Below are 14147 nucleotides of genomic sequence, written 5' to 3'. Positions count from 1 at the left end.
GTGTCCTTGTGGCGGCTCAGTAGCGCCAGGCCAGGCTGAAGCCGAACGTGGTGTAGTCGGTGGGGAAATGGGCGGGCTTGTGCAACGCCGAGCCGACGAAGCCATCCCAGGAAAGCTGCTGCCAGCCGCCGCGCAGGCCCAGCGCCATGCCCGCCAGGTCGCGGCCGGACTGCCACTGCGCGGATGGGCCGCCGATACGACCGTAGTCGGCAGCCACGTAGAACTCCTGGCCACCGCCGATGCCCAGCGAAAGATCATTGCGCAGCGACCAGCCGCGCTCACCGCTGAGCGAGCTTTCACCGTCGAAACCGCGCACGGTATAGCGGCCGCCGATGGCGAAGCGGTCCTGTGGCGAGAGTGGCGTGCGGTTCCACTGCGCCCGCCATGCGGCGGTGTAGCGCAGGCGCTGCTTGCCCAGCTGGAACGGCACGTTGAACTGCGCATCGGCGGTGATCAGCTTCATCCGCGAGGTGCCTTCCAGCGGCAGCGTCGGATCCCACTGCTGTGCCATCTCTTCCGGCGAGTGCAGGGCGTGGAAGGCGCCCGTGCCACGCCGGTAGGCCACGCTGGCATCGAACGTGGCAGTGCCGATGAACTGCTTGTGGGTCAGGCCCAGTTCCCAGCCAGCGGTGCGGCGGCGCTGCACTTCAATCTCGGTATCGTCGATGTAGTTCTTCGACTCGCGCTGCCAGCCGCGCGCGTAGGCACTGAACTTGACCTTGGCATTGCGCAGCAGCAGCCGGTCGACCCGCGCTTCGGCGTTGCGGCTGCGGCCACTGTATTCGTAGCGTTCAAAGGCACCGACCACGTTCTGGCTGTAGTCGTAGGCGCTGGCAGTAGCACCGAACAGCCAGTAGCCGTAGGGCACGTCGTAGTGCGCGGTCCAGCTGTCGGTGTCCTTGCCGCGGCCGTTGAACACGCCACGGCCAGCACTGACGTAGAACAGCTCGTTCAGACCCAGCGGATTGTCCAGCGACAGCGTCGCGTTGGCCTGCAGCTTGCCGGTCCCGCGGCTGCCGGCATCGTCCAGGGTGACGCTGGCGCGTACCGGTGAACGCTGCGTCCAGTCGATCTGCAGGTCGCTTTGGCCCGGCGCCGCGCCCTCGCCGTCGGCCGGCGCGATCTTGATGTCGGCGCTGACGGTCGGCACGCGCTGCAGGTTCTCCAGCCCCTGCTCGATGTCGCGCAGGTTGAGCAGGCCGCCGCTGCGGATCGGCAGCGCATTGGCAAGGGCCGGGTGCCGGCCCTGCGGGTCGGAGAACACGGCCTCGCGGAACCGGCCCGGCACCACCGACAACGTCAGCGCGCCCTGGTTGAGATCCTGCGGTGCCGACAGCACCCGCGTGGTCACATAGCCCCGGGCGATGATTGCGTTCTGCACGCGCTTCATCACCACGTTGATGCCTTCGGTCCCCAGGCAACGACCGGTGGCTGGATCGCCCACCGGGTCAGCGGCCGCCAGTGCCCAGCCGAAGCGCTGGCTGTCCTCGCCTTCCAGCACAATGCGATCGATGCGTACGCAGGGGTGCTCCTGCGTCGGCAGGCGATCGCCCTCCTTCTGCGCGCCCCGCTCCAGGCGGACATCCAGCCGTTGCTCCTGCTGCTCGCGCAGCACGCGTTCGCGTTCCTGCTGCCGCAGCAGTTCCTGCGCGGCGGGATCACCGGCCTGCTGGGCGGCAACACCGAAGCTCATGCCAAGCAGCACCACCCACCCACCACCACGGCACACCTGCCGTGCCTGCTTCTTCCCTGACTGCACACTCTTTTCCTGATAGTGATGCCGACCATCAGGCACCCTGTCCGGAAAGAACAGGGTGTCGACGTGCCGGCCTGATTCGGGTCTGCCGACGCATACGCGACAGCGCGCCGCCGCGCGAAGCGCGGAAAGGCGCAAAGGGTATCGGCCGCCACGGAAACTTCTATAGGGAAGATTGCAGATTCAGTCGGCTGCGGGGAAACACGCCGCAAAGGGCCAGGACGCATGCGCGCTCAGGGCATGGCACGAACCCCGGTCCCACGCCGGCTTTCACCCGCTGACCCTACAGTTGGCACATGACCATTCTCCTACAGATCGAAGGCAGCGCCATCAATGACATCGCCAGCCTGTACGCAGAGATCAACCGCGTGTTCATGGCCGGCGAAGCCTGGCAGCTCGGGCCGAGCCTGGACGCGCTGGACGATCTGCTGCATGGCGGCTATGGCGCGTTGGCCGGGCAGGCACAGGCCACGCTGATCTGGCGCGATATTGCCCACAGCCGCACGGCGCTGGGCATGGAGACCACCCGCCAATGGCTGCAGGCAAAGCTGGACACACCGGGCAGCTTCAATACCCAGGCCATCGCCCGCCAGCTGCAGGCCCTGCAACAGGGCGAAGGCCCCACCTATTTCGAGATCGTCATGCAGATCATCGCCAGCCACTGGCAGATCACCCTGGTTCCCGCCTGACTGCGTGCCTCCCCACGGGCAATGGCCGCCAACCGCAGCGGCGCCCGCCGGCCCCAGCAGTTACCATGGACAGCCCTGTACCCGCTCCGCTGCCGCTGCCGCTGCCGCCCGGCGCGGCCGGATGCCCTGATCCACGAGTCCCATGTCCAAAGACAAGTCCGCCGAACATACCCCGCTGATGAAGCAAAACGACTAAAAGAAGATCTTAGTCATCAAGAGCCTTGTGCAGCAAGGATCTTCGACGCCAGCCCCGAGATCACTGGTCCGTCGCAACGCAGTCGCAACAGGGGGCTGCGAGGCCTTTTGGCGTGCGATCCCACCCAGCCCCGCGAGACTTACACCATCCAGGTCACACCCGTCCGCCTTCGGGTCCAGCACTCTCAGCGTAATCCTCTCATTGCCGTCGCCAGATGTTCCCCCGTGGACCTGCGGCGGAGTCACTCTCCTGGTGTATCAATGCTCACCGCTCTTGCCTTTCGGAAATTATTGAAAGACGCGATGTCCTCTTCTGAAGGGACCGACGGATCGTTGAGGTCCCGAAGCGCGTCTGCCAATTCGCGTCTGCTCATGGTGGCCAAGATCAAAGGCCCCTGAGTCAGCTGATAATTAAGCGACCCCGTGTTTCGATCCATCATCGGATGCGAGCGAACAAAAGACTTAGCGTTACCGGGCTCTTGATGCTTTGCCAGCTGAACCCTCACCCACTCGATCAAGTGGAATGGGATATGGCTCCGGCGCAGATCGTCCTTAAGTCTTGCAACGAGCGCAGGCTCATCACGGACCTGACTGAGTTGGCGGGCCACCATCTGGCTTCCGTAATCCCAATCTGGCTTCCCAACGAGGTGAGAGATCTTGACGTCCAACCCACCATTCTCGGCAAGCTTAATCGCCAGCTTCGCCCGCTCCCGCCAGGACCGGACAAGCTCGTAGGCGGCGAAGATCCACATCTCGGTTTGGGCAGATAAGAACATGCCACCCCGATTTTCGCGCGGAGTCTCTTCATCATAGCGGCTGCGCAGGAATTGCATCTCCAACCCCATGATGAATTTGTCCACAGCAGCCACGTTGTAGGCTTGGCTAACCATTGCCAAATCGTCGCTGAGCAGAGCCAGACTCATCAGGCCGGCCACCAACTCACTGGCTTCGATCTCTTCATGATAGCGGGGGTAATCCCCGCCGTTCTCATCTTCGATGTCGTCCATCCGCTCTCTCGGAATGACCATCTGTTTGTCCACGATACATGGTCTGCGCCCTAGAACCTGGCCTTCTTCTGATCCGTCACTAACCGGACGGGTTCAGCCAAGAACTCAAACGGTCACAAGACCGTCAATCTACCCGCCTACGGTCGCTGAATACATAGTCTTACATGGGAAGCGCTGACCGTGTTTTCGCACCACGCAGTGTCCGATGCTACTCAGCCCCCCGATCGGCTCATTCCGGTTGCCCAGTATGTGCGCATGTCTACCGAGCATCAGCGCTACTCCACGGAGAACCAAGCCGCGGCAATTGCCGAATATGCCAAGGCGCACGGCATGGAGATCGTCCAGACCTACGAGGACTCAGGCAAGAGTGGACTAAACCTGAAAGGTCGGAGCGCTCTTCAAGCCCTTCTCCGGGATGTGAAGCTCCCCTCCCCTGGCTTCAACGCTATTTTGGTCTACGACGTGAGCCGTTGGGGGCGCTTCCCCGACCCCGACGAGGCCGCCGCTTACGTTCACGCCTGTAAGAGCCATGGTGTGCCGGTCATCTATTGCGCGGAAGCGTTCAAGAACGATGGCTCGTTGCCATCCACCATCATGATTGGCCTCAAGCGCAGCATGGCCGCCGAATACAGCCGAGAGCTATCTGACAAGGTGTTCAAAGGGGCATGCAACATCGTGCGACACGGGTTCCGACAAGGAGGCACGCCGGGATACGGCTTGCGCCGACAACTCGTGGACGAGCACCTCCAGCCCAAGGCGGTGCTCGCTCGGGGAGAGCAAAAGAGCATCCAGACCGATCGTGTGATCCTGGTGCCCGGGCCCGCGCAAGAAGTCGCCACCGTCTTGCGGATCTATGGGCTGTTTCTAAAGGACGCTATGCCCGAACGGGTCATCGCCTCCGTTCTGAACCGAGAAGGCATCCCCAATGAAGTGGGTGGCCCCTGGAGCAGAGGGACGATCCATCAAATACTGACGAATGAGAAATACGTCGGCCACAACGTCTACAACCGGACCTCGTTCAAGCTGAAGCTGCAACACGTTCAGAACCCGCCGGAAGCGTGGGTGCGAAAGGAACATGCGTTTGAAGCCATTGTTCCGCTTGATCTGTTCGAGCGCGTTCAAGCAGTCATAGCGGCACGTTCGGTCCACTTGGACGACGACCAGATGCTGGACGCCCTGCGGTCGCTGCTCGAGCGGCATGGTGCGCTGTCAGGGATGCTGATCGACGAAGAAGAGGGCGTCCCCTCCAGCAGCGCCTTTCGTCATCGGTTTGGTAGCCTGCTCCGGGCCTATAGCTTGGTTGGCTACTCCCCCAAACGCGACTACGCCTACTTGGAGATCAACCGCGCCCTTCGGCAGCGGCATCCCGAGATGGTCCAGTTGGTGGTGGATGGCATAGCCCAACAGGGTGGGTGGGTCGAGCCATACCGGGATACCGGCCTGCTACGGGTGAACGGTGAGCTCCTCACATCCGTCGTCATCGCACGATGCAAGCCCACACCCGCCGGCTCCAACCGCTGGCGCATCCGACTGGATGCTAGCCTGACGCCGCATTTGACCGTAGTGATCCGGATGGATCCCGGTAACCGTCATGCCCATGACTTCTACGTGCTTCCTTCCATCGACTTCACCCCCGATGGCATGCCCTCCATGGAGGACAACGGCTTCTCCTTGGATGCCTACCGGATGGACACACTGGAGGAGTTCTTCGCTTTGGCCGGTCGGGCCGCATTGCTGGAGGCCGCATGACGAACAAAAGCACAAGCGTACAGATGATCCCCATTGCCGAAATCCACGTCGCGAATCCGCGTGTCAGAAACCAACGAATCCACCGTGGCATCACCCGAAGCATCGAAACGGTGGGACTTAAGCGCCCGGTTAGCGTTCGCAAGGCTTCTCCTGATGAAACGTCCCTCCCCTATGCACTGATCTGCGGCCAAGGCCGCCTTGAGGCCTGCAAGTTGTTGGGCCACCGCGAGATCCCCGCCCTGATCTTGGACGTGGATGAGCATACCGGCCACGTCATGAGCATCGTGGAGAACGTCGCCCGCCGCACGCCCAGGGCGGCCGAGACCATGGAACAGGTCCAGGTGCTCAGAGAGCGCGGTTACTCAGATCCGGAGATAGCCACCAAGCTGGGCTGCACTCCGTCCTGGGTGAACAGCGTGGCCAACCTCATGGAGCGCGGAGAGCGACGTCTGCTCGCTGCCGCAGAGGCCGGCCACATTTCCTTGGCCCTTGCAGTCAACATCTCCCGGGCAAATGATCGCGATGCGCAACAGTTGCTGATGGACGCCTACGAGGCCGGTGAGCTTAAGGGAAAGAAGGTGACCGTCGTCCGAAATATCTTGGCTCATCGAGCTAGAAGCGGAAAGAAGGGAACAAACTCCTATGCTCACGGCACACCGCGAAAGAAGCTGACTCCCGAGGACCTTGCCAAGCTCTACAAACGGGACGTGGAGATGCATCAACGCATCCAGAAGAAGGCCGAGTTCACGCAGCAATCGCTCCTCCTGGCCCGCCAGATCTTCAAAGAGCTGTTTGCCTCGAAAGAGTTCTGCGGAGTTCTCCAATCAGAAGGGCTGACCAGCGTCCCGCAACCACTGGCTGACCTGCTGCCCCGCAGAGGGTTGGCCCGATGAGCAAAAAGCAACCTTCGGGCGTACGCCTGGGCTTTGAGAAGGATTGCGTGGACATCCAGCTGGCGCAGCTCCATTACAGCGTGGCCATGCCCACGGGAACCAAAGCCTCCGTCAAGTATCAGCAGATCGTGAGCTCGGTCAGGACGGTGGGATTGGTCGAACCCATCGTGGTTACCCTGGACCGGGGCGCCGCCGGGCGGTTCTTGGTCCTGGATGGGCGAATGCGCTTGGAGGCTCTGAAGGAACTGGGAGCAACCGTGGCCCCCTGCCTCATCTCAACCGACGACGAAGGCTACACTTACAACAAGCAGGTGAACCGCCTTTCGGTTGTCCAAGAGCACCGAATGATCCTCAGGGCAGCAGAGCGCGGGGTTTCCGTGGAACAGCTGTCGCAGGTGCTTAACATCTCGGCCAGCTCCATCCGGGACAAATTCCGGCTTTTGGATGGCGTTTGCGACGAAGCGACCGCCATCCTGGCCGACAAACCCGCCGCCGCAGGCGTCTTTCGGTTGCTGCGGAAAATGAAGCCGTTCCGGCAGATCGATGCTGCCCAGACCATGGTCAACTTGGGGGATTACTCGATCAAGCTTGCAACCGCGCTTCTCCAAAACACGCCGGTCGAACAGTTGATAGATCCATTGGCAGCAAAGACGGTCAACGGTGCCCCTATCGAGGCGCTCCAACGCTTGGAACGGGAGCTGGCAGCGCTGCAAGCCGATACGAAGCTGCTGGAGGAGAATTATGGCCCAGCCAGCCTCCAGCTCGAAATCGTCAAAACCCACATTGGGTCGACCCTCTTGGACAACGCTGCGGTTGTGAGATGGCTTGCCAAGAACAAGCCGGATCATCTTCAACAGCTTCAGCGCATAGCCGACATTAAGCTGCTTAGAGCGGGGTAGCCACCTTCTTCTCTCAGCTGCAAGCTCCCAAGCGATTAGACCGCCACGTTGCCGCGCGGGTTGCCTTTGAAGGGAAAGCACCGCGACAGCAGAGCTGTTCCGACTAACTAGCAATTTTGTGCGCAATTCCCTGCTAAGTGGCCTTGCTAATTTTCACTTAGCTGGTTGGCTACGAGCACACACCAACCGAGGACGCACATTGCTAGACCCACGAACCCAAATCGCCGCACTACTTCTGAGCGGTACCCTCAATCCCACCGCCCATCGCACTCGCGAGGAGCGCTTGGGGGATGTTCAAGACGCCCTTGATCTCGCGGAGCGCATTCTGGGCAGATCCGAAGGGAGAAGCCCGATCGGACCGATCCACATTGCAGCTCAGTCGACTGACGACGGGCACGCATCGACAGCGGAGGAGCCATGACTGATCCACAAACCCGAATCGCCGCGCTCGTTTTAAGCGGCACCATCGAACGAGCGGCTCAGCGTTCCCAACGAGAGCGCTCAGAAGATGTTCGAGTGGCCCTGGAGGTCGCCGCCGAGGTTCTACGCCAGCGCGCGGGTGGAAGCCCGCTAAACCTCACCCACGACGGACCACGAGCGCAGGAACGGCCCGCGCCCACAACGAAGGAGCGCGTGGAGGTCAAAGAGGAGCTGGCGTCTTTGGACCAACTGCTTGCCGATCGGCGAGGAATCAGGCCCCCGGCCAAGCCGCCGACGACCAAGCGGCCAACGCTTCATTGAAGGTTTAAAGCCCCCGCCACGGCGGGGGCTCTTCATTCCTGTCAGTGAAGCCTTGGCCGAGGCGCGGCCTGCTGCGTGGATACAGTCAGCTTTGCGGGGTCTCCCGTTTCGTGGAGCGCATCCTCCAACTGATCCAGGGCTACCCTGCTGCCGGCTTCCAACTCTGCCACGGCGGCTGACAGCTGATTCGCACAGGCCTCTTCCTGACCGTCCTCGATCTTTGTACGAGCTTTTCTCAGGGCATCCAAACGCTGCTCGATTGCTGCCAAACGACGTCCGCGACGCCGGGCCCAGGTCACCAGTCCAGCGCCTGTTGGTCGGGGCTGCAGCTCGACGAAGTCCTCCAACGACCTCTCGGCGCGCGTCAGAAGCGATGCTGCCCGACGTTCAGCCTCCACCCGCCGCATCCACTCCATCGCTCGTCGCCTCACTGCGGCCAAGCCCCTTAGCGTTCGCTGGACATCCTTGCGCACCCATGTACCCACGCTCCCGTTGCCAATGGCCGAGTCCAAGCGACGTAGAAGCACGAGTGTGGAGCCAAGCGCCCCCTCAAGGCCCGCGGCCACCACGTCACGCCAAAGTCCCCATGCCCTTTCCAGCAGGGACTGAAGTGAGGGTTCGGGTGCATTGGGAAGAGTGCGAATTGCCAAAACTCCTCGCCGACTGAATCCCTTTACGTCCTCGATGTAGCTTTCGCCGGATTTCGGCCCCAGCACAATACGGTTCGATGGCAGCGTTGCATTTCCGTGGGCCGGGTCCGTATCCATGGCCGCTCTCTCAAACCTTATTGCTGCCTGATGCACGGCTCTCTGATTGTCCACGACGATGCTGCCCAAGACTTTTCCAACATCGGTCTCCACGCCTCGTCGTTCCAACGCTGAGGCCTGTTGGCCCAGGTGGATTGTTGGGCGCCGTCCCAGAATTGCTGCTGCGACGATGTCTCCCCGGTCAAGCGCGTCCTCCGCCTGTGCTTCCAAGCTTCGATGGTCTACCGACACTTCGATCTCAGCCGCGGCGAGATGCTTGTTTGTCAGCTGGGCCACCATCGCCCGGAGCCACTCCACTTCGCTGCGCCCCGAGGGGCCACCGTCGAGCTCGCGCGTTTTGTCCGCAAGGCCTTCGGCATCCAAGCGCCGGGTAGTGGCGAGGATGTGTGCGTGCCAATTGAGTCCGTCGTTGCTGCCCGGCGAGTGGATGCTCGCTTGTGCTGCAAAGCCGTAGCGATCAACCAATGCACGGGCGATGTCCGCCGTCAGGGCCGAGCGCTGAGGCCCATCCAGCTCGTGCGGCAGCGCGATCTCAAACTCGCGGGCCACGGTCGCGTCTTTTCGCTTCTCTGCCGCCTCGGCCGCTTGCCAGAGCTTGGCGGCGTCGAGCGACCAGTCGGGCGCCTTCAAAGGCACCACCCAGCGACTCTCGACCACACCGCCTCTGCGAGAGTAATCGTGCCGCGCTCCCGTGCGCTCGTCGACGAGCGAGAGTCCGGCCCGGTAGGCCGCGGCGGCAACGGCCGAATGGCCTTTGGCACGGGAGAAGGTTTTGACACGGGTGTGGTAGATCGCCATGCAGAGAGCTCCAGTTCTTTGAGCTCTTTATGCCTTTGAATTTGCCGTTGGCAAGTCGCAAAGCGGCTTGGGGTTCAAGGGGCGAAGCCCTTTGCGCACGCATCACTTGTGATGCCTAAGTGCGCTCTTGCTCTTCTGCTTCGAGACAATTTTTCACGCCCCTCAGCGCTTTGAATACGCAGTCGACCAAGCACGTCTGAAACCCTTGACGTCACCTATTTATTTGCTTCACTCAAAAATCCCACGTAAGGAGTTCGATGATGCGGACCAATCACTTCCATGACAGGATCCAGCGCGCTACGCAGCAGCTCGCACAGCTCCAAGCGCGCGAGCTGTTAGCAACTCAGCGGCGCGAATCGAAAGCCAAAGAACAAGCCAAACGCGATGAAGCCAGACGGCGCGCTCGCATCGGCGAGCTGGCGTTCCTGGCGAGGGCAGAAGCGCTTGAAGATGCAGAGCTGGTGGGGGCACTTCGGATACATCTTCAGAATCGAAACAAACTCCGGGAACAAGCATCTGACTTGGGGGCAGCCTGGCTGTTAGCCATCTCATTGGGCACTGAGGCTTCCACTTGAGCCGGAGGGCCGCAGCGCTGCCGCTACCGGGGGTCAGCGCGTCCCACTACCTGAGAAGCTGCAAGTGAACCGCCAGAAAATTCCGCCGCCATCCCAGAAGGACAACTGAGCGCTTTCACCGCAAATCGATCGCCCACTTGCCCCTTGCTGTGATGGGGATCACTATTGAGCCATGGGGGACGGCCGCCTTCCTGGCCACCGTCAAGCACAGGGGATGTGATCGATGGCAAAGAGCAATTCATCAGTGCCCACAAGTTTGGAAAGCTGGCTGAACTCCCGCCCCAGCTGGTTACGCATGGCAGCAGATGGGCTGGTAAGTAATCGGCGTATGCCGACAGATCAAGAGATGGACGCCCTCGCCTCTCACTGTTTGAAGGAGGCAGCTAAAACATTGGAAACCCCGCACCCGGCGCTGGCGCCCGGCGTGATTTTGGGAACTCCGAGCGTAGGCGCGCTGCGCATCGACGCTTTGTCCGCCATCCGCGGTGTAAACGCCATCGGCACCAATGCCATCTTGGATCTATCCCAAGGGCACATGACCGTCGTTTACGGGGCCAACGGCTCGGGAAAGTCTGGCTATGCCCGTCTTATGAAACACATCTGCGGAGCCAGAGCAAAAGGAGCGATCCACGGAAACGTATTTGGGAACGCCACTGAAGCCGCTTCCGCGCAGGTGACGGTCACCACAGCGAGTGCGACCGACGGAACGCTGGCAACGAACACCCTAGACTGGCACGCGGCATCTGGCCCACACCCTAAGCTTGCCGCCGTGCCAGTATTCGACTCAGCCACTGCGCTGGAACTTGGAGATACGGCAAGCACGGCCACCCATCTCCCCCGCTCCATGCGATTTGTCGGCGCGCTCATCACTATCTCCGATCGCGTCAGCGAACGCTTAGAGGCCCGCGCTGCACAGCTTATCTCCCAACTTCCCGTAATTCCGGTGGAGTTGGCCCAGACTTCGGCTTCGGTTTTCTTTCAAAAACTGAAGCCCACGCTCAACGATGAGGCAATTGTAGAAGCTTGCGCCTTTCCGGACGCGTTGCTTCAGGAGCGGCTTGCGCTCGAAACAGCACTTGCCCAGGCCAATCCCGCCGTCGCACATGCGAAAGCAATCACCGATCTTGAGCGGCTAACCAAGCTGGAAGAAAGCGCGTCTCAACTGGCAGAAAGTCTGAGTGATGAGAAGTCAAAGGCCATTGTCTCCGCTCGAACGAACGCGACCCTCAAGCGACAAGCTGCTACCGCCTACGCGACTACCTTCATCAATGGCATGCCTTTGAAGGGGGTTGGAGGTCCGGTTTGGGAGACATTGTGGGAAGCAGCCAAGGCCTATTCAACGGGGGCGGCCTACCCCGACCACACCTACCCTCATGTGGAGGAGGGGGCACGCTGCGTCCTTTGCCAGCAATCGCTCAATTCCGATGGAAGGGAGCGACTAGCCAGCTTTGACGACTATCTCAGTGCCACCTTACAGACCGAAGCAAAAGCTGCAGAGGACACACTCACCACATTGATGGCTGCACTTCCCAAGGAGGTGGTGGAGACAAGCGCTGCCTGGCAATCGCAGTGCGCCGCAGCTGGACTCGACGGCGCACAAGCCGCGACGTTTGCCCAAGAGGTCAATGCCAGGCTTAAGGCGCTGGGTGTTGCCACTGACATGGCCAGCATCCCGTTGATCAAGTGGTCGGCATGGACAGAGGCACTGGACCATACGAAAGTCGCTACCACTGCCCAGCGCGATGCACTGGCCACTCTTCTGGATCCAAGCGGACGTGCCCAGAAGGAGGCGCGCCTCCGAGAGCTCAAAGCCAAGGAATGGCTCTGCGGCCAAGTTGAAGCCGTGCGAGCGGAAGTGGTGCGTCTCAAAAAGTTGACAGTTGTTAAATCCGCCATTCAGCTCACCCTTACCAGGTCACTCACCATAAAAAGCAATGAGATCGGTGAAGCAGAGCTAGCGAAGGGGTATTGCGATCGGTTCAACGCGGAGTTGCAGGCGCTTGGCGGCAGCAGCCTGCCGGTGCGCATGAACCACAAGGCCTCGGGAAAAGGCATCTACAGCTTCTACATCGAGTTAAAAGACGCCAAGTCCCACATAAAGAACCGAGAAATCCTGAGCGAAGGAGAGCAGAGGATCGTGGCACTTGCCGCATTCCTGGCCGATGCAACCGGTGCAGATAGAGGCCTTCCTGCGATATTCGATGATCCAATTTCATCGTTGGACCAACGTTACGAGGAGGCGGTTGCAAAGCGGTTGGTGGATCTAGCAGAACACCGCCAAGTCGTGGTTCTTACCCACCGACTATCGCTGATGGTGCTACTGAGGAGTGCCGCCGAACAACGGCCCTCTTTTGGTCTTTCGCCTGTGGAAGCTCATGTAGCTTCAATTGCACGCGATGGCGCATATACGGGCATGCCAGCAACGATCGACTCGTTTTCACTCAAACCCAAGTCAGGCTTCAACAAGATGGTCAGCGAAATAGGATCCATCAAGAAATACGATAGCCAGATAAGGGCTATCGCGCTCAAAGCTGCTTGCAGCAACTTCCGCATTCTCGTTGAACGCTCAGTCGAGGACGATCTTTGCTCGGGCATCATCAATCGCTATCGCCGTGAGATTAAAACTCTCAATAAGCTCAAGCGATTAAACGCGATCACGCCCGAGGATTGCGCACTGATCGAGGCCATGATGACAAAATACTCTGCATTCGAACATTCCCAGCCAATCGAGACTCCCGCCTGGCTGCCTGATCCCGATGAACTGTTGAAGGACGTCCAAACCATGATCGAGTGGATCAAAGGTTTTGATGAGCGGGCACACAAGGCCGCAGCTGCGTGACTGCTTCAGCCTCAAGCTGACCGATCAAGCGGCCACGCACGGTGGAAGGCTGATTTAATAGCCGGGCGCAGCTGCTCCACCTTCGACAACCCGAAGGACACCCCTCAACATGACCGACGAACTGCCATCCTCGACCGTCCCTCAAAGCACTAACTTGGCTCTCATGAATTTTCCCGAGGACCAAGAATTCGTTCAGAGATTTAGCGACGAAATGACCGACGCCATCATCGCCTGTGGGCGGTTCCTTGACCTCGAACGCTTGGCGGGTGTTACGGTGGGATACGACTTCGACGCCGCCCTTTCCTCTGTTGACCTGGGCTATGAATCAGCGATCGCTAGGCAATACACGAACAATGGCGATGTTATTGCCGTAGCTAAAGCAATGAACGTGCGGCGGGATGGCAAAGTGATGTCGCACGTGGTCTACAACGCTAATGCCATCGATGCATTGGTAGATCCGACCCACGAGCATCATCTGGATGCGCTCCACATTATTGCCCACGAGTTTGGGCACGTGGCCGAGCTGAAGTGGCGCGACGAGGCCATGCCGGGCTTGATGCTGACTAGGCCGGAGGGCGAATGGGTGGACTTTGCCCTCTTGCAGACCATCCTCACCGCCTGGGAAGAATACGCGGCCTGTCGGATGACGGGGATGATCGGTGACTCTGAAGCGTTAAAACATCGCTACGCTCAAGAATTCAACCGGGCGGCGGAATACTCATTGGCGCGTGCCCAAGAGCAGATAAAGCAATATCGCATCCACGGAGATGTTGACCGACTCCTGATCGAGGCGGGCGAGCCCATCGCCATGCCGCTCAAGATGGCCGGCTACCTGCTGGGGCACTTGGACGCCATTGAGGCAACGGACTCATTAGAGGAGCTGTGCCCCGCCTACGCCAAGTCCCACCTAGTCACTTTGATACCCGCCCTTAGAGCGGCACTGCGAACCGTTTGGGAAGAACGCGAGGCTGGGAAGGGCTTGGCGATCTTCGATCCGCTGAAGGCACTTATGATTCAAACCTACTCTGCGGCGGGAATCGAACTCAAATCCCTTGAGGAGGGTGAAGGCTACTACGTCCACGTGCCCTTCACTGCCGAGACCATGCCAAATGGGGAGGCCGACATGATCGTAGCCCGTCTCAGACAGCAACTTGGATTCGACTAAGATCCGAACTAGACCTCAGCAGAACTGCGATTCATCCTCATCCTAAGAGCGATCTATGATCACACCGGCCTCCT

The 14147-nt window shown here is 60.3% G+C and carries 10 protein-coding genes; 7 read left to right on the top strand and 3 right to left on the bottom strand.

The annotated features are described in order from the left end of the window. Positions 1-16 precede the first annotated feature (16 nt). A complete protein-coding gene (locus tag BLS66_RS15430) occupies positions 17-1693 on the bottom strand; it encodes a ShlB/FhaC/HecB family hemolysin secretion/activation protein (protein WP_244153006.1) in 1677 nt (558 codons plus the stop codon). Between the two features lie 359 nt (positions 1694-2052). Here BLS66_RS15430 and BLS66_RS15425 point away from each other — a divergent pair, with 359 nt between their 5' ends. After that, complete coding sequence (locus tag BLS66_RS15425; protein WP_074726243.1) at positions 2053-2445, top strand: barstar family protein; 393 nt, start codon at positions 2053-2055, stop codon at positions 2443-2445. Positions 2446-2882: 437 nt separating this feature from the next. Here the strand turns inward: BLS66_RS15425 and BLS66_RS15420 are convergent, their stop codons facing one another. Beyond that, positions 2883-3647 (bottom strand): hypothetical protein, encoded by a 765-nt coding sequence (locus BLS66_RS15420; RefSeq protein ID WP_143025182.1) that lies wholly within the window; start codon positions 3645-3647, stop codon positions 2883-2885. A 180-nt stretch (positions 3648-3827) separates the two neighbouring features. On the opposite strand from BLS66_RS15420, the gene BLS66_RS15415 reads away from it, so the two are divergent. Genes BLS66_RS15415 through BLS66_RS15405 form a run of 3 tightly spaced genes read left to right on the top strand, consistent with a single transcriptional unit; the run spans position 3828 to position 7188 of the window. Then, positions 3828-5396: a recombinase family protein gene (locus BLS66_RS15415; RefSeq protein WP_320204698.1), complete on the top strand. Its 1569-nt coding sequence runs from the start codon at positions 3828-3830 to the stop codon at positions 5394-5396. After that, entirely contained in the window at positions 5393-6289 is an 897-nt protein-coding gene (locus tag BLS66_RS15410) for a plasmid partitioning protein RepB C-terminal domain-containing protein (RefSeq protein WP_074726242.1), read from the top strand. Before BLS66_RS15415 ends, BLS66_RS15410 begins: the two co-directional genes overlap by 4 nt. After that, complete coding sequence (locus BLS66_RS15405; RefSeq protein WP_074726241.1) at positions 6286-7188, top strand: plasmid partitioning protein RepB C-terminal domain-containing protein; 903 nt, start codon at positions 6286-6288, stop codon at positions 7186-7188. The genes BLS66_RS15410 and BLS66_RS15405 overlap by 4 nt, the downstream gene beginning before the upstream one ends. A gap of 782 nt (positions 7189-7970) precedes the next feature. Here the strand turns inward: BLS66_RS15405 and mobQ are convergent. Beyond that, on the bottom strand, positions 7971-9494 hold the full coding sequence (gene mobQ, locus BLS66_RS15400; protein ID WP_074726240.1) for a MobQ family relaxase: 1524 nt from the start codon (positions 9492-9494) through the stop codon (positions 7971-7973). A 257-nt stretch (positions 9495-9751) separates the two neighbouring features. Here mobQ and BLS66_RS15395 point away from each other — a divergent pair, with 257 nt between their 5' ends. From BLS66_RS15395 to BLS66_RS20400, 3 genes are all read left to right on the top strand, one after another. Continuing rightward, positions 9752-10069, top strand: a complete 318-nt coding sequence (locus BLS66_RS15395) for a hypothetical protein (RefSeq protein WP_074726239.1) — start codon at positions 9752-9754, stop codon at positions 10067-10069. Positions 10070-10292: 223 nt separating this feature from the next. Beyond that, a complete protein-coding gene (locus tag BLS66_RS15390) occupies positions 10293-12908 on the top strand; it encodes an AAA family ATPase (RefSeq protein WP_244153005.1) in 2616 nt (871 codons plus the stop codon). 109 nt (positions 12909-13017) lie between these two features. Then, positions 13018-14073, top strand: coding sequence for a hypothetical protein (locus BLS66_RS20400; protein ID WP_083348175.1), 1056 nt, complete (start codon positions 13018-13020; stop codon positions 14071-14073). Positions 14074-14147: the final 74 nt, after the last annotated feature.

The organism is Stenotrophomonas pavanii, assembly GCF_900101175.1.
Taxonomy (GTDB): domain Bacteria; phylum Pseudomonadota; class Gammaproteobacteria; order Xanthomonadales; family Xanthomonadaceae; genus Stenotrophomonas; species Stenotrophomonas pavanii.
This window is presented reverse-complemented; position numbering and strand designations above follow the sequence as displayed.

Excerpts from the sequence above, each read along its gene's own strand:
- BLS66_RS15430 (WP_244153006.1), bottom strand. The coding sequence starts at position 1,693 with ATGAGCTTCGGTGTTGCCGCCCAGCAGGCCGGTGATCCCGCCGCGCAG.
- BLS66_RS15425 (WP_074726243.1), top strand. The coding sequence starts at position 2,053 with ATGACCATTCTCCTACAGATCGAAGGCAGCGCCATCAATGACATCGCC.
- BLS66_RS15420 (WP_143025182.1), bottom strand. The coding sequence starts at position 3,647 with ATGGACGACATCGAAGATGAGAACGGCGGGGATTACCCCCGCTATCAT.
- BLS66_RS15410 (WP_074726242.1), top strand. The coding sequence starts at position 5,393 with ATGACGAACAAAAGCACAAGCGTACAGATGATCCCCATTGCCGAAATC.
- BLS66_RS15405 (WP_074726241.1), top strand. The coding sequence starts at position 6,286 with ATGAGCAAAAAGCAACCTTCGGGCGTACGCCTGGGCTTTGAGAAGGAT.
- mobQ (WP_074726240.1), bottom strand. The coding sequence starts at position 9,494 with ATGGCGATCTACCACACCCGTGTCAAAACCTTCTCCCGTGCCAAAGGC.
- BLS66_RS15395 (WP_074726239.1), top strand. The coding sequence starts at position 9,752 with ATGATGCGGACCAATCACTTCCATGACAGGATCCAGCGCGCTACGCAG.
- BLS66_RS15390 (WP_244153005.1), top strand. The coding sequence starts at position 10,293 with ATGGCAAAGAGCAATTCATCAGTGCCCACAAGTTTGGAAAGCTGGCTG.
- BLS66_RS20400 (WP_083348175.1), top strand. The coding sequence starts at position 13,018 with ATGACCGACGAACTGCCATCCTCGACCGTCCCTCAAAGCACTAACTTG.